13 protein-coding genes, 1 tRNA gene and 3 rRNA genes are annotated in these 19,351 nt (G+C 58.0%); 10 read left to right on the forward strand and 7 right to left on the reverse strand.

What is annotated here, in order from left to right:
- Window positions 1-93: 93 nt before the first annotated feature.
- The 3 genes from LIX15_RS07305 to pheS are packed head-to-tail and all read right to left on the reverse strand — an operon-like array spanning window position 94 to window position 3,833.
- Entirely contained in the window at window positions 94-564 is a 471-nt protein-coding gene (locus LIX15_RS07305; protein WP_227776827.1) for a GNAT family N-acetyltransferase, read from the reverse strand.
- Window positions 565-612: 48 nt separating this feature from the next.
- Window positions 613-2,325 carry a phenylalanine--tRNA ligase subunit beta gene (gene pheT, locus LIX15_RS07310; RefSeq protein ID WP_227776828.1) on the reverse strand — a complete coding sequence of 571 codons (1,713 nt, stop codon included), beginning with the start codon at window positions 2,323-2,325 and terminating at the stop codon, window positions 613-615.
- Window positions 2,325-3,833, reverse strand: coding sequence for a phenylalanine--tRNA ligase subunit alpha (pheS, locus tag LIX15_RS07315; RefSeq protein ID WP_227776829.1), 1,509 nt, complete (start codon window positions 3,831-3,833; stop codon window positions 2,325-2,327). Before pheS ends, pheT begins: the two co-directional genes overlap by 1 nt.
- A gap of 1,260 nt (window positions 3,834-5,093) precedes the next feature.
- On the opposite strand from pheS, the gene LIX15_RS07320 reads away from it, so the two are divergent.
- Together LIX15_RS07320 and LIX15_RS07325 are read left to right on the forward strand one after the other, a co-directional pair.
- On the forward strand, window positions 5,094-5,723 hold the full coding sequence (locus tag LIX15_RS07320; protein ID WP_227776830.1) for a class I SAM-dependent methyltransferase: 630 nt from the start codon (window positions 5,094-5,096) through the stop codon (window positions 5,721-5,723).
- 54 nt (window positions 5,724-5,777) lie between these two features.
- A complete protein-coding gene (locus LIX15_RS07325; protein ID WP_227776831.1) occupies window positions 5,778-6,251 on the forward strand; it encodes a hypothetical protein in 474 nt (157 codons plus the stop codon).
- A 58-nt stretch (window positions 6,252-6,309) separates the two neighbouring features.
- Here the strand turns inward: LIX15_RS07325 and LIX15_RS07330 are convergent, their stop codons facing one another.
- The 4 genes from LIX15_RS07330 to LIX15_RS07345 all read right to left on the reverse strand — a co-directional run bounded on the left by LIX15_RS07330 (window position 6,310) and on the right by LIX15_RS07345 (window position 10,693).
- Entirely contained in the window at window positions 6,310-7,908 is a 1,599-nt protein-coding gene (locus tag LIX15_RS07330; RefSeq protein WP_227776832.1) for a tryptophan--tRNA ligase, read from the reverse strand.
- The gene (gene endA, locus LIX15_RS07335; RefSeq protein ID WP_227776833.1) at window positions 7,905-8,936 is read right to left on the reverse strand and encodes a tRNA-intron lyase; all 1,032 of its coding nucleotides are present in this window, start codon (window positions 8,934-8,936) and stop codon (window positions 7,905-7,907) included. The genes LIX15_RS07330 and endA overlap by 4 nt, the downstream gene beginning before the upstream one ends.
- Before the next feature lie 452 nt (window positions 8,937-9,388).
- Window positions 9,389-10,447 (reverse strand): quinone-dependent dihydroorotate dehydrogenase, encoded by a 1,059-nt coding sequence (locus LIX15_RS07340; protein WP_227776834.1) that lies wholly within the window; start codon window positions 10,445-10,447, stop codon window positions 9,389-9,391.
- Between the two features lie 48 nt (window positions 10,448-10,495).
- A complete protein-coding gene (locus LIX15_RS07345) occupies window positions 10,496-10,693 on the reverse strand; it encodes a hypothetical protein (RefSeq protein WP_007982308.1) in 198 nt (65 codons plus the stop codon).
- A gap of 244 nt (window positions 10,694-10,937) precedes the next feature.
- Here LIX15_RS07345 and LIX15_RS07350 point away from each other — a divergent pair, with 244 nt between their 5' ends.
- The 8 genes from LIX15_RS07350 to LIX15_RS07385 all read left to right on the forward strand — a co-directional run bounded on the left by LIX15_RS07350 (window position 10,938) and on the right by LIX15_RS07385 (window position 19,347).
- Complete coding sequence (locus tag LIX15_RS07350) at window positions 10,938-11,246, forward strand: non-histone chromosomal MC1 family protein (protein ID WP_227776835.1); 309 nt, start codon at window positions 10,938-10,940, stop codon at window positions 11,244-11,246.
- 882 nt (window positions 11,247-12,128) lie between these two features.
- Window positions 12,129-13,600 (forward strand): 16S ribosomal RNA (locus tag LIX15_RS07355).
- Between the two features lie 123 nt (window positions 13,601-13,723).
- Window positions 13,724-13,795: transfer RNA gene (locus LIX15_RS07360), tRNA-Ala, on the forward strand.
- A 222-nt stretch (window positions 13,796-14,017) separates the two neighbouring features.
- A 23S ribosomal RNA gene (locus tag LIX15_RS07365) occupies window positions 14,018-16,935 on the forward strand.
- A gap of 134 nt (window positions 16,936-17,069) precedes the next feature.
- Window positions 17,070-17,191 (forward strand): 5S ribosomal RNA (rrf, locus tag LIX15_RS07370).
- Together the 16S, 23S and 5S rRNA genes with 1 tRNA gene alongside form the textbook arrangement of a ribosomal RNA operon.
- Window positions 17,192-17,715: 524 nt before the next feature.
- Entirely contained in the window at window positions 17,716-18,360 is a 645-nt protein-coding gene (locus LIX15_RS07375) for an outer membrane protein assembly factor BamB family protein (protein ID WP_227776836.1), read from the forward strand.
- 73 nt (window positions 18,361-18,433) lie between these two features.
- The gene (locus LIX15_RS07380; protein ID WP_227776837.1) at window positions 18,434-18,622 is read left to right on the forward strand and encodes a hypothetical protein; all 189 of its coding nucleotides are present in this window, start codon (window positions 18,434-18,436) and stop codon (window positions 18,620-18,622) included.
- Window positions 18,623-18,726: 104 nt separating this feature from the next.
- Complete coding sequence (locus tag LIX15_RS07385; protein WP_227776838.1) at window positions 18,727-19,347, forward strand: right-handed parallel beta-helix repeat-containing protein; 621 nt, start codon at window positions 18,727-18,729, stop codon at window positions 19,345-19,347.
- Window positions 19,348-19,351: the final 4 nt, after the last annotated feature.

The raw sequence follows: 19,351 nt of genomic DNA on the forward strand, positions 1-19,351 counted from the left end.
AGTCCCCACTCCTTCCCGCCAGCGCAGAACTGCACTCGCGTCTCACTGTCGTTCGTCACTCGCGCGGGTGCGCTGGCGCACCCGTGTGGTTGGTCAGTACAAAGAGCGAGAGAGGGTCATGCGGAGGAATTCGTACTTCCCACCGTTCGTCTCCTGCATGAACGTCTCTTGAGGCTCAAATCCAACGTCCTCGTACACGGAAATCGCGCGCTCGTTGAACGTCGCCACGGCCAGTGAGAACGTATCAGGGTCGTACTCCTCCTTTGCAAATTTCAATCCAGCCTCGACGAACGACTTCCCGTGGCCGTTGCCGGTTAGCTCCGGATGCATACCTAGCCCGATTTCGAGCGTTTCACTGTCATCCAAGTTGAACGAGAAGAAACCGACGCGCTCCCCCGACGAATCGAAGACTGCGTACTTGTTATCCCAATTGTTCGGGTTCGTGAACAGCGCCAAATCCTCCGGATCGCTCTTCATATCGTAGAAATCGTAGGGCGGGTCGTAGTGCCACGAGACGATGCCGTCCACATCGTCGGCAGTGAACGATGAAAATTCGTACTCCATGCCCGAAAGTCGAGAAAGAGACCCTCGGTCGTTTCGATTCCGGTGTGCCTATTCTAACGCTTCAAGTCGGAACTCAAACCCGGCGACGGGCAGTTCCAAGTCGTGCTCGACCAGCACTTCGGGGTGGACTTCGCCGATGACACCCGCAGTCTCACCGTCCAAAACCACATCTGCCACGCGCCCCGAGATGAACGCCGGATGCTCCGTCGGCGGCGTTTCGAGGCTTACGTCGAAGTTCCGGACGATGGCTTGCAGGCGCGCCTTCGCGTCCTCGTAGGATGCGTCGTGGCGCGCGAGGACGCTAGCCACGGTGCGGTGTTCCGCGAGGCCCGTGTTCTCCGACTCGTCCACCTTCGCTGCCAGACCGATTTCCGCGAGGTCTTGCGGGTACGAACGATGGGTGTTGTTCTCCAGCACCATCAGCAGCGAGGGGAGCGCCCACGTCCGGAGCATGGTGTAATCCTCGCTGTAAGGATTTTTGATGGCAGCCGAAGTACCGCCGCCGACAACGTCGGTTTCGGGTTCCACACGCATGCGTTCGAAGTTCTCCTCCTCGCTAATCATGTGGAAGTTGAGCAGGTCTTCGAAGCCCAGACCGACCAGCACTTCCCGGGCCGCGTCTTCGAGCTGCGAGCGTTCGTGTCGCCCGCCGACCGTCCCCACGTCGGGGTAGCGCGGCGAGAGGTCGTTGAATCCATAGGCGCGCCCGATGTCGTCCACGATGTCCACCGGGTGAAGCACGTCCACGCGGTAGGGCGGAATCTCGACCTCGTAAACGACCGAATCGCCTTCCTCGCTCGCACCGCCCGACAGGCCGGAGCGCGCCAGCAGGTCGAGCACTTCGTCCGGCGCGAGGTCGATACCCAGCAGCGTCTCGATTCGGTCGTGCGTGACGGCTTTCGTCGTCACTTCCAAGTCGGGACGAACCAGCGTTCGGTCGTCGTAGTTAACTTCGACCTCCTCGATAGTCGCGCCTCGGGCGTCCAACGCGTAGCAGATGATGGTACACATCTTGTCGATGGTCCATTGGTCGGTGCCGGTGAGTTCGATGAACAGGTCGCGCGAGTCCGACGTTACCTCGGTTCGACGACCGTTGATCACCGGCGGGAACGAAAACAGGCCAATGTCGTCGTAGATGGCCGGGTATCGCTCGTCATCGGAAACGAGGTCGGCGTACTTCTCCCCGGTCGGATGCGCGCGCAGAACCTCTTCGGGCGTCATCTCGGCGTCCGAATCGAGCGGAACGAATCGGTCGCCGTCGGGGTCGACGCCGACGTACTGGATGCTGTTCCCACCTTCCTCGGTCGCCGACGACCCTTTCAGCATCGTCAGGTCGTGAATTCCGATTGCGCCTTTCGCGCGCTTTCGACCCATCGTCGCGTGGAGTTTCTCCTGCAGTTGGATGAGCGAGTCGAGCGCTTCCTCGCTGAGGTTCACGCCGCGCGCAATCGCGCCGGTGACGTATGGTCGCTCGTCGGGAACGCTCTCGTCTACTTCGATGGACCAATCGGGGTCGTTCGGTTTCGGGACGTAAATCCCACGGTCGTCGCCGTACTGGTAGCGGAGTGACCGCGCCACGCCCTCGATGGAGAGTCGGTCGAGGCGGTCAGGGGCGAACTCCAACTGCATGTCGCCCTCCTCCGTTTCGCCCTCGTACTCCAAGCCGAGCGCGAACATGTCGTCTTTGAGTTCCTCGTCGTCCTTTTCGTCGTGGCCGGTCAGTCGGCGCAGTTCGTCGGGGGAAACGTCTACGGTTGGCATCAGTGAATCACCTCTACGTCGCGGAGCAGTTCGAGGTCACACAGCGTCCCGTGAACGTCGCGGATGTCCTCGAAGCCGTACATCAGCATCAGCAGGCGTTCGAGGGCGAGCCCCCACGCCATCACGTCACATTCGACACCCAGCGGTTCCAACACTTCGGGCCGGAACATCCCACTGTTGCCGATTTCGATGAGTTCGTTCGTTTCGGGGTGGCGGCCGAACAGCTCGAAGCTCGGCTCCGTGTACGGATTGTAGTGCGGTTTGAACTGGATGTCCGTGATGCCGAACTGTTCGTAGAACTCCTCGAAGGTACCCATCAAATCGCGCACCGAGAGGTCTTCGGCCATCACCCAGCCCTCGATTTGGAAGAATTCGAGCAGGTGCGTCGGGTCGAGCGTGTCGTTGCGGTACACTTTCTCGACGCTGAAGAATCGCTGCGGCGGTTCCAGTTCCCCAACTGCGTTGCCGGAGAGGTACCGCATCGACAGCGACGTGGTGTGTCCGCGAAGCGCGATTGCGCGAGCGAACTCCTCGTCCCACGGGGAATGGTAGCCGTCGCTGTCCTCGCCGATTCCGTCGAGGTGCGCCCGACGAACTTTCTCCACCAACTCCTCGGGCAGGTCGTCGATTTCCGTCGGATTCGACAGGGCGAACCTGTCCCAGTGAGTTCGCGCCGGGTGGTCTTGGGGCATGAACAGGCAGTCGTTAATCCAAAAGTCCGCGTCCGCGTGCGGGCCGTCCATCTCTTCGAAGCCCATGCCGACGAGCACGTCCTTCACTCGGTTCGCCGTCTGACGCAGAATGTGAACCTTTCCGCCGTCGATTCGCTCCGCGTCGGCGGAAACGTTGTACTCCGCGAACTCCACGTCGCGCCACTCACCCGTCGTGAGCATTTCGGGCGTCAACTGGCCGACCGTCTCGGCGGCCTCGACGCCCTCCATCAGCGCCGTCACGCCGTCGTCGGTGAGCGTCACCGAGCGAACCGTCGCTTCGGTTCGCTCGACGAGGCCGCGACTCTCCAATTGGTCGAGCGTGTCGGCGTCCTCGACCGGTTTGCCGGAAGCGAGCGCGGCCAGTGCGTTCGCCTCCGCGTCGTTTTCGGGGTCGGCGTCCGGGTCGGCGACGATTTCGCCGCCGTCGATACTCCCGTAGCCCTTCCGGGCGTAGTTCGAGAGGGCGATGTTCACCTGCGGGCCTCCGAGGCCGGACTGGCCGATGGCTCGTCCCATCTCGACCGAGTTCTCGTCCCCGCCCGCGGCCAGGGCCGCCTCGTAGAGTTCGATTTCAGGCAGACCGTTCTCGGCGTACTCTTTGCCCTCTCCGGTCAGCGAGACGGATTCGTCGATTCGTTCCTCGACGGAGAGCAAGCCTTCGTCTTCGAGTTCGAAAACCGCACCCGTCGTCGTCTCGGGTTTTAGACCCGCCTCCTCGGCCAATTCCTCGATAGTCTGTGCGTCGTTCGCGCTCGCGGCTTTCAACACCGCGACCTGTGATTCTGGTACTTTCATCTCCACTCGGTAGTCGTTGGTCGTATGTCCCCGTCCGCCGGTTTAGCCCTTCTGAAGACCGTCGGACGACTGCGTGCGGTTTCGTCCTTCCATCGCGGGGGAGTCCGCCGTGCACTCACGCCGCGGTAAAAAAGCCGAATCCCGTCGCTGGTCGTGACTCGACTGCGATACTGCCACGCTGGGATTCGGATGGCATGGGTGAAGGATGGCCCAGAATCGACAAAAACGTTCCGGAGAATCGGCCGAATCGGTTCCGGAGCGGTCAGTACGCGATTCGGACTTAGTTTGCGTCGTTAGCGGAAGGAATCACCTGCTGTGAGGCGAAGCTTCCAACTAAACTTTCGTTTCCGGTCGGATGACCAACTCGTCTCGCAGGTCGCGTTGACCGACTGCGTTCCCGCGTAGCTTCCGTCCCATTGAACCCCATACGTGCCACTAGCACCGACCTTCGAGTCAGAGTCGAATCGGATGCGTCCCTGATTGAGTGGAATTTCGTTGCAAGATTATTAACGTCGGGCGACTGTGCGGAGACGGAAACGGGGCTAGATGACGTGTCGCTGTTCGGTGACTATGCTAACATTTCGTAGTCGTCATCGTCGAACCCGATCCGGGCGTCCAGATGGTCGAACGAAGGTGCGTCTTTCTGTCCGCTTGACCCAGACCGCGGAGGCCGTGCTGCCGCCCAGAGCCAGAATTGGTAGTGCTGACGACCATCCTCGCTTACTTTGTTCGAAATACGGTACAGAATCACAACACCGTCGAGAGTGGCCGTATACCTTGCTCATCGTTATTCTCGGGGATGGATTTGCTCACGTTCCAACTACCGACGTAGTCGAGACCGTGATCGGGTCCGTCCGAGATGTACCCAGATACCGGAGTTACCGTACAATTTTACTTTGTCCGACACGAACGCGCCCAGTTCGCTTTTCGACAGCGAAGGCGTACTGGAGTCGATTCTTTTTTCACTGGTAGTTTCGGTTGATGAGCGGAGAATTCCGCCACAGCCGGCTAGTGAGGTCATTCCGACAGTTGTGATTGCGACACCGATTTTCCGAAGGAATTGACGACAACTTCTGGCGTTATCCGAGATTCTACTGCTCTGGAGGGACCTTGTTGTATTGAGGGACTTCTTCATGCTCTAATTAAGCGTATTTTGATACTCGGTAGTTAATAAAAGACTATCTCGATTAGTTAATTCTTTTACAGCCTTGGCAGTAAGATTCCGAAGCGATTTCTCCCCTCGTCATCGAATTCTTCGATATGATGGATTGGGAGCGGTTCTACCGCCGCGCCGACTACGACCGCTGTGCCTACATCGGGGGCGAACGGATGGCCGACCTCGCGGAGCGATTTTTCGAGTGGCGGGGCGTACCCGACGATTTCGCGTCAGTGGGATGTGGCCCGGCAGTCGTTCCCTTTCTCCTCGCGGAACGCCACCCCGAAACGGAGGTTTTCGGCTTCGACCTCTCGGAGACGGTGGTTCGGGACAACGCGGAAAAAGCCGACGTACAGGGACTCGACAACCTACACTTCGCGGTGGATTCGCTTCCCGGCCTCGACACCGACCAAAAATTCGACGTGGTGTACTGCGTCGCCACGCTCTACTTCGTGGAGGAACCGCGACGTGCAATCGAGAGTTTGTACTCCCACGTGCGGGATGGTGGCCACCTCGTACTGAACTACCCAAACGAAACCAGTCGGAAGCAGTTCGATAGAGAGTTCGAGGGTCGAAAGCGCGAGTCCTTCGAGTTAGTACTGACCGGCGCGAACCTGATTAGCGAAGATGTGGTGCGGGAGGTGACTGGTGCCGAGACGCGGAACTACTGGGAACTGGTCGAGGACGAGGAGTTCGTGGATTCCGCGACGCCGTGCGTCGTCGTGGAAAAGTGAAATGTGAAATTCGGAGTTACGGGTTTTTGCGTGTTGGAACCGTAGTCATTCTGAATGGCCTCCATCGCAACCGAAAGCGAAGTCGTGTCGGCAACGACGCGGTGGCTCCGCGGACTGTGGAACTACTACCGAGAGTACACACACACCGCGGTTCACGCCGCCTCGGCGGCGGCGCTCACCGCGTTCGGTCTGCTCATCTTTATCGACCGACTGTTCGTAGTATTAGCGATTATCGCGTACATCGCCCCACCGCTCATCCTCTACAGCATCGGTTCCGACATCGGGAGGGAATCCGATGCGCGGGAAATCGCTACCGACCGACCCGTCCCGGCAAGAGGCACGGAGACCAATGCGAGCACCAACTCGGAGAGAAGCGACGGGGATACTGATTCGGACGGCGGCGATGGAGATACCGATTCTGATGGAGACATTGACTCGGACAGTGACGACGGGGACACGGATTCCGATAGCGACGACGGTGATACTGATTCTGATGGAACCGATACGGACACCGACACGGATAGCTAGCCACCGTAATATCTGTTCTCTCTTTTTCGAACAGTGATCGAATAGAGCGCGAACCGACTTATCGCCGCGACGATTTCAGCTGAATGTCCAACTCTTCTAACAACTCCTCCGCCTCCTCGCGCTTTTCCTGATGCTCTTCGAGGAACTCCTTCATCAACTCCGCCGCCTGCTCCTTGCACCCGCCGCAGAGTCGCTCCCCGCCGACGCACTCTTCGTACACCTTCGTGGCGAACTCGTCGTCGTCGCCCGAAAGCAAGTAGGCGTACAGTTCGTACACCGGACATTCGTCGGCTTTGCCACCCTTCTCGCGCTGGAGTTCGGCGGTTTCGCGTCCGCCAGTCGTTGCGGATTTGACTTTGTCGTAGCCATCCTCGGGATCGTCCATCAGACTGATGTGACTCGCCGGAACCGACGAGGACATCTTCCCGCCCGTCAGGCCGGTCATGAACCGGTGGTAAATCGAGGAGGGCATGATGAACCCGTAGCCGTCGTTTTCCATCTCGACTTCGCGAGCCAGTTCCTCGGCTTCCTCGCGCGTGAGGTCGAAGGCGTCGATGTGCTCGTCGAAGACGCGCTTTTCGCCGTCGATGGCCCCGATGAGGGCGTCAAAGGCTTCCTCCGTTGCGTTTCGGTCCAGGAACCGAACTCGGGGGCGAACCGGTTCCATCCCCGCTTCGTCGAGTTTCGCCTTCGCGGAGGCGACGGTTTCGGCGTCAACACCGAGTTCGTCCGGCGTCATTCCGTCGAGCGCCTGCGCGACGTGGACGCAACGAAGCGAATCGTCGTCGAAATCCGCCGGGTCGAGCGTCCGGTACAGTTCGGCGACGAGTTCTCGTTCTTCTTCGTCGAGTTCGAAACTCGCGTATGCTTTGGTCACGCCGAAAAACCGCATTCTGACCGCCAAGTCGCGGGCCAATCTGACGTGCGGGTCTTGGTCGGGGCCGACGGGGATGACGGTCGGTTTCGGTTCGTCCAGTTGGGGATAGAGGATGTCGGCCATCTGCGTGACGACGCTCTGGACGTGCGAAACGTTGGTTTCCCCGTCGAAGCCGTAGATGGACTGAAACTCCGAGAAGTTGGCTTTCGACCCGAGTTCGAAGGAAAGGTCTTGGAGTTCGCGGTTTTCGGACTGACGATACAGCGTTCCCTCCTCGGCGTCGAATCCGAGCGCGAGAAGCGAGAGCAGATAATCGCGCGAGTGTTGGTCTATCTCCGCCCACGACAGGCCGCGCGCGCTGTGGGCTTCGAGGTCGGCGATAAGACCGTAAGTATCCCCGCCCTGCTGTTGGTGCCAGATGAGTTCGTCGAACACCAGTTTGTGTCCGATGTGCGGTTCGCCTGTCGGCATGAACCCCGAGAGCGCGGCGAACGGTTCGCCGTTCCGCATCGCCTCGGCGACCCGGCGATAGCCGCGGTTGCCGAAGATGACCCCCCTGCGCATCAGGTAATGCGGGTTCGGAACCGACGGAAGCACGCCGTCGAACTCCTCGATGCCGAACTCCTCGAACAGTTTGCGGTAGTCGGAGACCGTCGCGGATCCCCACGGATCGAGCGCGACGTCGTCCTCGCCCGCGGCCGTTCCACCGTCGGACAGGAGCGCAGGCGTATCAAACTCGGTGCTAGAATCGTCACTGTCGTCTGTATCGTCTCGTGTCATGGTGTGAGTCGGGTGACCGAAAGCCAGTCTGTTATTCGTTCGTTTTCCGCGACGAGCGCAAAAATCATTTTCTTTCGTACCCCGTGGGCCAACCGCACGTCCAGCGCGAGGTCACGGGGGGAGAACGCGTGTCCGCCCCGAACCACGCGAATCAAAAACTCGGAGTGGCCCAACTCGTCCACCGACTCCACGTCCGCGTAGGTTCGGAAATCCGCGCCGAATTTGAATCCCGTTTTCGGAACCACGTTTTGTTCCCGAAGTTTGCGATAGACGTACAGTCGGCGGTCGAATCGCTCGCCCTCCACGTCTCGTCCGCGGGTGACGATTTCGTCGTATCCTCCAGAAACGGAGAGGTTCCCTTCCGCGACGAGATGTGCCGCCTCGACCAGCGACAGCTGCAACACTCCCGCCGGGTTGCGGCCGCCCATCGGTTGACCGTAAAACGATTCGCGATGCAGTTCGTCCGGCGCATCCCACACCAGCACTCGGTCGGCGAGAAGCGACCCCGAAATGTTGGTCGGCGCGTCGTGATTGGTGGTACCCGAAATCTCGGTGCGGTCGGTTTCGAAGTAGGTAATTTCGCTCTCTTCGTCCACGATTGCGAGCACCACGTCGCCGAGGCGCGACGCCGGAATCGTTTCCCGCTCGCTTGCCACTCGAAGGCGGTACAGGACTTCGTCGTCCCACGGCCCGCTTCCTCGCGGATAGACGACGAAATCGGAATCTGCGAGCGGGTCGGTCACCCACTCCGACCGGTCTGGCGAGAGGTAGAATCCGCGTTCTCGCAAGTCGGCGTAGACGAGGAATCGCGCGGCGAACCCGTCGCCGGTTGCCTCCTGTAGGAACTCGTGGAAGTTCATTTCCGCAACCGAATCGAGGTCGCCGCGAAGCAGGAGGTGGGCGGCTTCGACCCGCGAGAGAGCGATTTCGTTTCCGTCGAGCGGTCTGCCGTATCCCCGCGAATCGTAGTAGCGCTGGCGGGCGTCGCCGCCGACTACTACCTCGTCATCGCGTAGGCGTCCGTTCATACACACTGTGTAACGCGGGCCGTCAAAGGCACTGCGACTTTCGGGTGTATCCGTGGGGCAAAAGCGGGAGGTGAGAAACTTTTGTCCGCGAGCAAATCACGACTCCAAACGAAGCCTGCGGAAGACGGAGTTTTGCGCAGTATCGGAAAACCGGCGGTTTTCCGATACTGCGCAAACACGTTGGTTTGCTTACTCGCCCTCCATCCACCAAGGAACCGCAACAATTCTCCGTCTCCCCACCCGATTCCGTTCCTCACTTTGTTGCGATACCTGCGGGCCACGGCCGCAGGTCAGCAAGACGCGTCGCGTCTTGCAAGCCTCGTTCCTCGCGCGGCTTCAGTGATGGCGTCTCGGACGTGAAGTCCTCGACGCCACACCAGCGCGCGCCGCACGAAAAATATCTCTGAGCGATGTGGAAAAATTGGATTCGGCTGCTACAAAAACTACAGTACTTAGTCGAGGTCTGCGCCGATGGCGTCCTCGATGGTGTCGAACCCGTCGCGGTCGAGCAGTTCGAGCAGGCCTTCGTTGATTTCACGGGCGATTGCCGGGCCTCGATAGACGAGTCCGGTGTACAACTGAACGACGTGCGCCCCGGCGCGAATCTTCCGGTAGGCGTCCTCGGCGGTGAAGATACCCCCCACACCGACGACCGGTACGTCCACGTGTTCGGCGGTGAACCGAATCATCTCCGTAGCGCGCGACTGGATGGGTCGCCCCGACAGCCCACCCTCTTCGTCGCGGTACTGACTGCGGAGGTTGTCAGGACGTTCGGTCGTCGTGTTCGTGGCGATAACGCCGTTAAGACCGAGTTCGTTCACGAGAGAAAGCGCGTTTTCGATTGTGGGTTCCGGAAGGTCGGGCGAGAGTTTCACGAGGAGAGGACTCGCGCCCGCGTCCTGAAGCGTCGTTAGAATTCGTTCGAGATTTTCGCGGTTCTGGAGTTCACGGAGGCCGGGTGTGTTCGGACTGGAGACGTTCACGACGAAGTAGTCCGCGTGGGCGGACACTCGCTCGTAGGAATACAGGTAATCCTCCTCGGCGTGTTCGAGGGGCGTGCTTTTTGATTTCCCGATGTTCGCTCCGACCGGAACGTCGGGGAGCGACTGTGTGGCCATGCGCGCGCCGATTCTATCTGCTCCGTGGTTGTTGAACCCCATGCGGTTGATGATACCTTCGTCCTCGCGGAGGCGGAACATCCGCGGCTTCGGGTTCCCGTCCTGTGCTTCTGCGGTTACGCCGCCGATTTCGACGTGGCCGAAGCCGAGGCTGGCGAGTATGGACGGTATTTGTGCGTTTTTGTCGAATCCCGCGGCGACACCCACCGGGTTTGGGAACGACTGGCCGAACGCAGTGACGGCCAGTTCGGGGTCGTCGACTCGGTATTTCGCGCGGAGCAGTCGCTCAACCGGCGTCCCCTGCACTTCTTTGAGCAACGAGTGAACGGTTCCGTGAGCGGTCTCTGCGGGCAACTGAAACAATAGTGGTCTGACGGCGTCGTATCCGTACATCGTTTTACCGGTTGAGAAGGAAATTGCCTGCGGTTTCCCCGCGGCGAGTTAGAACTCGTGTTCGACCTCGTCTTTGTCCGCTTTTTGAATAATAATCTTGTCTTCTCGGACCCGGACGAAGACCTCATCACCGATTTCCATGCCAGCAACGGCCAGTTCATCTTCGTGAAGGTTGACGTGGACGTTGTGGTATTCGCCGTCTTCGTCTTTCGCGCCACTCGGGCTGAGCTTCTTTTTCCGTACCATCGCGGTATCTTATGCAGTCCTTCGCCGTAGCATCTACTTAAGTGTTTTCTACCGTACTGTTCTGATTCGCCGCTCTCATCGATTCCATATGCACTGAAGCCACTTACCTTGCTCGGCCTTCGTTCCTTCGCTCGAAAACCACGCGACGGCGAAACATGGTATATATATCTATCGACGAAAACCGCTCATATCGGCGATATATTTATAGTGGCCCCTGTGCTGGGTTGGCATGGAGGAGAAAACCATGGTACGTGACGATGGTAAGCGAAACTTTGCACTGCGCCAAACGGATGGAGATGAATCGAGTGTCTTCTCGGGCAACACCCCGCGACAGGCCGCGCTCAAAGCGGCGAGACGGCTCGACCCCGGAAGTTCCGAGGACGCAGCAGATCGAGTAGAACTGCGCCTTCGAGAGAAAGGAACCGACAAAGTCCACATCTACGAAGGGTGGGCGTGGCACGAGGACGCTCCCGACGACAAACCCGACTGGATGCCGGGAGAAATCACTGAAGCAAACGTTTCCAAGCAGGGTATCGAACACTTGGACGGGTGAACCGTTCTCGTTTTGATATTTGTGCCTTTTACGAGGCATTCACAAGTAAAATACAATTCTTCGCACGCACGCGAACACAGCTACAAAGATTTTTGCTTCCCCCCTGTAATGTTACGGACGCGCGCGGCACATCCGACCGGACTGAACGCACGATGCGTGGGATGACGGCTCGGCCTCCACTCGCGCGATACTTTAATTTCGACGAGCAGTCGGCTCGTTCCTCCCCTAATGCTAGTGAATATTCCCCAATGAGGTTGTCGTTCGACGGCCTTAAATGTATGCCTGCCATTCGTACAAATGCGAAGGTCGCACGGTGTTCTCCACCGGGTGGCCGCTCGACTCCCACGCCTCGCGGCTGAAAGTCGGAGTCGGGCGAAAGAAAACCCAATCCAACGCCCTTAAGTGTATGGGGGCATTCGGATGTAATGTCGACGGCGTCCCACGGTTCGGGACGACCAAAACACACTCAATCCGGTGCCTTTAAATAACTACGGCGATTCGGATTGGATGTAACACGCGCCCTCGGCGATACTCGCCAAGGGCGAGCGAAATCCGACGCCCTTAAATACAACAGGGGCCTCGGATATGAACGCGAAGAAAGACTCAACACGCGATCTGCGAGGCGTTCAAACCGTCTCGCAATCTCGGACAACAAAGGTTCGAAGGGTTTAATACTCTCTCGTACCTTTCGTCAAGTCCGAAGGAAATGAGGATTCCACCCCTGCGGTCAGCCGTACACGATGGAATCTGATGTTAGCCCTGGTAGTTCGGTGACACCCGTCCAGATAGTTGGTTCGGGGTCGTCGAACGACGGACACATAGCACACAATGCATTACGCATAGTGTCTCCGCCAGACCCACCGAGCTTTATGCTCGGAAACCATTCCGGTTGATCCTGCCGGAGGCCATTGCTATTGGAGTTCGATTTAGCCATGCTAGTTGCACGAGCTTAGACTCGTAGCGGAAAGCTCAGTAACACGTGGTCAAACTACCCTATAGACTGGAATAACCTCGGGAAACTGAGGACAATACCGGATAACGCCCCCACGTTTGAACACGGGGGGCCGGAAACGCTCCGGCGCTATAGGATGTGGCTGCGGCCGATTAGGTAGACGGTGGGGTAACGGCCCACCGTGCCGATAATCGGTACGGGTTGTGAGAGCAAGAGCCCGGAGATGGATTCTGAGACAAGAATCCAGGCCCTACGGGGCGCAGCAGGCGCGAAAACTTTACACTGCACGACAGTGCGATAAGGGAACTCCAAGTGCGAGGGCATATAGTCCTCGCTTTTGTGTATCGTAAGGTGGTACACGAATAAGAGCTGGGCAAGACCGGTGCCAGCCGCCGCGGTAATACCGGCAGCTCAAGTGATGGCCAATATTATTGGGCCTAAAGCGTCCGTAGCCGGCCGAACAGGTCCGTCGGGAAATCTGCTCGCTCAACGAGCAGGCGTCCGACGGAAACCAGTCGGCTTGGGACCGGAAGACCCGAGGGGTACGTCTGGGGTAGGAGTGAAATCCTGTAATCCTAGACGGACCGCCGGTGGCGAAAGCGCCTCGGGAAGACGGATCCGACGGTGAGGGACGAAAGCTAGGGTCACGAACCGGATTAGATACCCGGGTAGTCCTAGCTGTAAACGATGCTCGCTAGGTGTGGCACAGGCTACGAGCCTGTGCTGTGCCGTAGGGAAGCCGAGAAGCGAGCCGCCTGGGAAGTACGTCTGCAAGGATGAAACTTAAAGGAATTGGCGGGGGAGCACTACAACCGGAGGAGCCTGCGGTTTAATTGGACTCAACGCCGGACATCTCACCAGCACCGACAATAGCTGTGACGGTCAGTTTGATGAGCTTACTAGAGCTTTTGAGAGGAGGTGCATGGCCGCCGTCAGCTCGTACCGTGAGGCGTCCTGTTAAGTCAGGCAACGAGCGAGACCCGCACTCCTAATTGCCAGCAGCACCCTTGTGGTGGCTGGGTACATTAGGAGGACTGCCGCTGCTAAAGCGGAGGAAGGAACGGGCAACGGTAGGTCAGCATGCCCCGAATGTGCTGGGCTACACGCGGGCTACAATGGCCGAGACAATGGGTTGCAACCCCGAGAGGGGGCGCTAATCTCCGAAACTCGGTCGTAGTTCGGATTGAGGGCTGAAACTCGCCCTCATGAAGCTGGATTCGGTAGTAATCGCGCTTCAGCAGAGCGCGGTGAATACGTCCCTGCTCCTTGCACACACCGCCCGTCAAAGCACCCGAGTGAGGTCCGGATGAGGCCATCAGGCGATGGTCGAATCTGGGCTTCGCAAGGGGGCTTAAGTCGTAACAAGGTAGCCGTAGGGGAATCTGCGGCTGGATCACCTCCTAACGAACGAGACCAGGCCGATGGCCTGGCTCACATTAGGGTTTTTCGACGACCTCGACCACATTTCTGGTCGGGCACCTTTGAACTACCAGGGTTAATAAAGTCCCTCGCCATCTGGCGAGGTGGGCCCATAGCTCAGTGGTAGAGTGCCTCCTTTGCAAGGAGGATGCCCAGGGTTCGAATCCCTGTGGGTCCATTTCACGGATTGGTTCGAATCGCGTCCCTTAAGTATAAGGGGGCGAAACGAACTAATCCCTACAACCGATGCACCAACCCGTGAAAACGTGGTTGGGAAGGGTTCGACGTACGCACTCAGCGACCACTGTGTCGTGCGATGACAACCGTATGTACGTGCAATCCAGGCGTCCACTGGACTCACACACGTGTGAGTTATTACAGTGAATCCAATCCAATTATTATTACGTGGCTACTGTGCCACTTGGTGAATGGCTCGGCTCAAGCGCCGACGAAGGACGTGCCAAGCTGCGAAAAGCTGCAGGGAGTCGCACGGAGACTAAGAACTGCAGATTTCCGAATGGGAATCCCCACCGCAATTGCTTCGCGCAATGGGGAACGCCGAGAACTGAAACATCTCAGTATCGGCAGGAAAAGAAAGCAAACGCGATGTCGCTAGTAACGGCGAGTGAACCCGACACAGTCCAAACCGAAGCCTTCGGGCAATGTGGTGTATGGACTGACATTCATCAGTCGAACCTCTATCAGAAGTCTTCTGGAACGGAGCATGAAACAGGGTGACAATCCCGTACGATAGACCAGTACGCTGTGCGTCAGTTCCCGAGTAGCGGGGGTCGGAAATCCCTCGTGAATATCGCGGGCATCGACCGCGAAGACTCAATACGTCTTGAGACCGATAGCGAACAAGTAGCGTGAGCGAACGCTGAAAAGCACCTCGAAAAGAGAGGTGAAATAGGGCCTGAAATCAAGTGGCGATGGAGCGACAGGGCATACAAGGCCCAGCAAAAAACGAACCGGGTGCAAACCCCCAGTAGGAATTGCTGGGAGCCGATGTTCTGTCGTACGTTTTGAAAAACGAGCCAGGGAGTGTATCATAATGGCGAGCCTAACCCGAGTATCGGGGCAGGCACAGGGAAACCAATACGACCGCAGCGCTTTGCGCGAGGGTCACCGTCTTCAAGGGCGGGGAGTCATTGGGGTACGACCCGAAACCGGATGATCTACGCATGGGCAAGGCGAAGCGTGGCGAAAGCCACGTGGAGGCCTGCTAGAGTTGGTGTCCTACAATACCCTCTCGTGACCTATGTGTAGGGGTGAAAGGCCCATCGAATCCGGCAACAGCTGGTTCCAACCGAAACATGTCGAAGCATGACCTCCGTAGAGATAGTCCGTGAGGTAGAGCGACCGATTGGGAACGCCGCCTCCGAGAGGAGTCGGCCTCCCTGTCAAACTCCAAACTTACGGACGTTGTTGACGCGGGGAATCCGGTGCGCGGGGTAAGCCTGTGTACCGTGAGGGAGACAACCCAGAGCTGGGTTAAGGTCCCCAAATGTGAGCTAAGTGCGATTGAAGGTGGTCGCAAGCCCTAAACAGCCGGGAGGTGAGCTTAGAAGCAGCTACCCTCTAAGAATAGCGTAACAGCTTACCGGCCGAGGTTTGCGGCGCCGAAAATGATCGGGGCTCAAGTTCACTACCGAGACCTAGCGGCACTCTTGATCGAGTGATCCAGTAGGTTGGCATTCTGAATGGGTGGAAGTGCGGGCGAGAGTTCGTATGGACCGTTCAGTATAGAAAATCCTGGCCATAGTAGCAGCGTTAGTCGGGTGTGAACCCCGACGACCTAACGAGTAAGGGTTCCTCAGCAATGCTTATCAGCTGAGGGTTAGCCGATCCTAAGTCCCATCGCAATTCGAGTGGGACAACAGGGAAACTGGTTAATATTCCAGTGCTAACACCATTCAAAGTCGACGCCTCAGGAAACATCAAGCCGGGCTTTCGCCCGGTCGAATCATCAAAATCCGTGGAAGCCGTAATGGCAGGAAGCGGATGAATGTTGAGATAGCGCAAGTTGATGGTACCCGGGGCCCGTGAAAAGACGAGTGTGTTAATCGTACCGAGATCCGACACAGGTACTCTGGCGGTGAAAGCCAAGGTCTGTCGGGATCAACCGACGTTAGGGAATTCGGCAAGTTAGTCCCGTAAGTTCGCGATAAGGGATGCCTGCCCTGTATAAGGGCAGGCCGCAGTGACTCGGACGCTCCAACTGTCTAGTAACAACATAGGTGACCGCAAATCCGTAAGGACTCGTACGGTCACTGAATCCTGCCCAGTGCGGGTATCTGAACACCCAGTACAATGGGACGAAGGACCCGTTAACGGCGGGGGTAACTATGACCCTCTTAAGGTAGCGTAGTACCTTGCCGCTTCAGTAGCGGCTTGCATGAATGGATCAATGAGAGCGTCACTGTCCCAACGTTGGGCCCGGTGAACTGTACGTTCCAGTGCGGAGTCTGGAGACCCCCAAGGGGAAGCGAAGACCCTATAGAGCTTTACTGCAGGCTGTCGCTGGGACACGGTCGCTACTGTGCAGCATAGGTAGGAGCCATTACACAGGTACCCGCGCTAGCGGGCCACCGAGGCATCAGTGAAATACTACCCGGTAGTGACTGTGACCCTCACTCCTGGCGGAGGACACCGGTAGCCAGGCAGTTTGACTGGGGCGGTACGCGCTCGAAAAGATATCGAGCGCGCCCCAAGATTTCCTCACCCGAGTCGGAGACTCGGAGAAGAGCGCAAGAGCATAAGGAAGTCTGACAGTGTCCTACACAACGAGGGACGCTGACGCGAAAGCGTGGTCTAGCGAACCAATGAGCCTGCTTGATGCGGGCCATTGATGACAGAAAAGCTACCTTAGGGATAACAGAGTCGTCACCGGCAAGAGCACATATCGACCCGGTGGCTTGCTACCTCGATGTCGGTTCCCTCCATCCTGCCCGTGCAGAATCGGGCAAGGGTGAGGTTGTTCGCCTATTAAAGGAGGTCGTGAGCTGGGTTTAGACCGTCGTGAGACAGGTCGGCTGCTATCTATTGGGGGTGTTACGGTATCTGACGGGAACGTTCGTATAGTACGAGAGGAACTACGAATGGGTGCCACTGGTGTACCAGTCGTTCGAAAGAGCGCGTGCTGGGCAGCCACGCACCACGGGGTAAGAGCTGAATGCATCTAAGCTCGAAACCCACCTGGAAAAGAGATACCACCTGAGACCACTCGTAAAAGACGAGTTCGATAGGCTCGGGATGTACGCGCCGAGGCAACGAGGCGTTCAGTCCGCGAGAACTAACAGGTCAATGCCACACAATCATACCGCATATTGGAATTCACACGCACACGCGTGTGAGTCCAGGCGCAAACTGGATTGCACACACTACATACGGTTCAAATGAACCATCAACGATTGGTATCCACGTCACGGTTCGATTCCGTGAGTTGACGTTAAGGCGGCCACAGCGACAGGGCCACACCCGTACCCATCCCGAACACGGTAGTTAAGCCTGTCTGCGTTTCGATCAGTACTGGAGTGCGCGAGCCTCTGGGAAATTCGATTCGCCGCCTCCCACTCATACTCTCATTCATTACCCACCGATGAGCAGCAGCTCTCGGTGGGTTTTCGCTATTTATTAGAACTATAGAAAGCTGGGATTTCGTTATTTTTGTACGCTGTCACACCGCTTCAAGCAGTCATTACTATACCTCTCGTGCATACTCCCGAATTTCGGAGAGAAATTTCGCACCGACGCGCCGACGTTTCGGTACAGCGGTTATTTATCCTTCGTGATGTTTTTCACGTAACACATCTCTCGAGAACTATGAACGACGATAAAGCGTCGAACGGCGAGCGATGGTCGCGCCGTCGAGCAATCGTGGCGCTCGGTGGGATGGTAACGGTTGCGGGCTGTCTCACCGAGTCGAAACTAGGGTAGTCTCCGTCCACGCGGGACGCGACCATCGAATCAACGGGCGAGGGGGATTCGTGGCCGTGCTTCGGCCGCGATGCGGGAAATCACGGTTCGGCATCGACTGCGAGCGCTCCCGCGCGAAACCCGCGAGTTGAATGATTTTTCGACGCCGGAACGCCGACGATGAACAGTTCACCGGTCTTGGTGGACGACGTTGTTTACACGACGGAAACGGGCGACCACGGCGGTATCTGCGCGGTCGATACGAACACCGGCGAGCGAATCTGGAAGTTCGACACCGACGGGTACGTCTCGTCGGCACCTGCCGTCGTCGATGGCATTCTCTACGCCGGAATGTGGGGAAAGTGGTTCTACGCGGTGGACGTCGCGAACGGAAGTAAGCGATGGAAGGTCGATGTCGCTCACCGATTTAGTTCGTCCTCGCCGGTCGTCGCAGACGGGCGGGTTTTCGTCGGGACGGTAGGTGACAGTCCGCTCGTCGTCACCGACCCGGAGGACGAAGAGCAGTTCGAGGCCTGCGCTGTGCTCGCTTTCGATGCGAAAACCGGGGACGAATTGTGGCACTACGACGATTTCGGCGAATGCAACAGCGTCGAATCGTCGCCCACGGTCGCGGACGGCGTCGTCTACGTCGGGTGCAGACACGGCGTTTCGGCAGTGACGGTCGATGGCGAAAACGCGTGGCGACTCAATTTCAAGGGCGAGCGCGAGGACGACCCATACGTGGACTCGTCTCCAGCGGTTGCCGGTGGTCGCGTTTTCACTGGGGCGTCCGATGGCCAACTCAGAGCAATCAGTGAGAAATAGGCTGTCGAGTGTCGGTGCGTTGCTGTCGTGAACTGCGGTAAGTAGTGCTATGGTGGTTGGTGGTGCTGTGGATATGGTGCTGGACGCGGCATGCCGTCGCTCACTCCTTGCAGTCGTTCGCATTGTAATCCTTTCCGGGGTGGAGTATTTCCCTCGTCAAAAGAAGGCCAATCCGGACAGCATCGGTTCGTTTTGGTTGCGCGGTCGTCGAGGTCGGGTGCGCGTGCACACCGACCCGAAAAACACCACTGAAATACCATGATAATTTTGCATATATCCTCCGGCTTTCGGAGGACATAATAGCTTTCGATGCCGGTCGTAGCCGACGATATTTAATACGTAGAGCGAAGAACACTACCGGTAGGAATGGTCTCCATCGATTCGTCGTCTATCGGGCGAAAACTCCTCCTCGTCGCCCCGTTGATTCTCCTCGTTGCACTGACCCTCGCAGTTGGTTTCGTCGAACTACCGTGGAACGACGGCCTCGACGAGAAATCGGCCGAACCGACCGCGCTCGACCACTGCCGAACGATTTCCGAGCCCGGTGAGTACGTTCTCACCGACGATTTCGGCGGCACGACCGGATTGGCGAGCAGTTGCCTCGTCATCAATTCGAGCGACGTTCGGATAAACGGCTCCGGACACACCATGTTGGGGAGGGGGGTCACCGACTCCACGGGAATCGTGGTCGATAACAAATCCGGCGTCTCGAACGTGACGATTCATTCTGTTCGGGTCGAGCGGTGGAATCGCGCGATTCACCTCCGCAACGCTTCGGACGTGACGATTCGAAACGCGAGCACTGTTCGGAGCGCGACCGGAATCACGGTGTGGAACAGCACCGGCGTCACGGTGAAAAACACGTGGATCGCCCGCAATCTGTTCGGCGTCGTCGTTGACAACCGAAGCCAGCAGGTGAATCTCACGTCAGCTCGGTATCGCGATAACTCCGCCGCAAACAGCACGCGTGGGACGGGCGAAGTGTAGCACG

The sequence above is a fragment of the Haladaptatus pallidirubidus genome (assembly GCF_020700235.1).
Classification (GTDB): Archaea; Halobacteriota; Halobacteria; order Halobacteriales; family Haladaptataceae; genus Haladaptatus; species Haladaptatus pallidirubidus.

Bases quoted from the DNA above. Each gene is read 5' to 3' on its own strand.
- LIX15_RS07320 (WP_227776830.1), top strand. From the start codon at position 5,094: ATGATGGATTGGGAGCGGTTCTACCGCCGCGCCGACTACGACCGCTGT.
- LIX15_RS07385 (WP_227776838.1), top strand. From the start codon at position 18,727: ATGGTCTCCATCGATTCGTCGTCTATCGGGCGAAAACTCCTCCTCGTC.
- pheT (WP_227776828.1), bottom strand. From the start codon at position 2,325: ATGCCAACCGTAGACGTTTCCCCCGACGAACTGCGCCGACTGACCGGC.
- endA (WP_227776833.1), bottom strand. From the start codon at position 8,936: ATGAACGGACGCCTACGCGATGACGAGGTAGTAGTCGGCGGCGACGCC.
- LIX15_RS07305 (WP_227776827.1), bottom strand. From the start codon at position 564: ATGGAGTACGAATTTTCATCGTTCACTGCCGACGATGTGGACGGCATC.
- pheS (WP_227776829.1), bottom strand. From the start codon at position 3,833: ATGAAAGTACCAGAATCACAGGTCGCGGTGTTGAAAGCCGCGAGCGCG.
- LIX15_RS07340 (WP_227776834.1), bottom strand. From the start codon at position 10,447: ATGTACGGATACGACGCCGTCAGACCACTATTGTTTCAGTTGCCCGCA.
- LIX15_RS07325 (WP_227776831.1), top strand. From the start codon at position 5,778: ATGGCCTCCATCGCAACCGAAAGCGAAGTCGTGTCGGCAACGACGCGG.
- LIX15_RS07380 (WP_227776837.1), top strand. From the start codon at position 18,434: ATGGTGCTGGACGCGGCATGCCGTCGCTCACTCCTTGCAGTCGTTCGC.
- LIX15_RS07345 (WP_007982308.1), bottom strand. From the start codon at position 10,693: ATGGTACGGAAAAAGAAGCTCAGCCCGAGTGGCGCGAAAGACGAAGAC.
- LIX15_RS07375 (WP_227776836.1), top strand. From the start codon at position 17,716: ATGAACAGTTCACCGGTCTTGGTGGACGACGTTGTTTACACGACGGAA.
- LIX15_RS07350 (WP_227776835.1), top strand. From the start codon at position 10,938: ATGGTACGTGACGATGGTAAGCGAAACTTTGCACTGCGCCAAACGGAT.
- LIX15_RS07330 (WP_227776832.1), bottom strand. From the start codon at position 7,908: ATGACACGAGACGATACAGACGACAGTGACGATTCTAGCACCGAGTTT.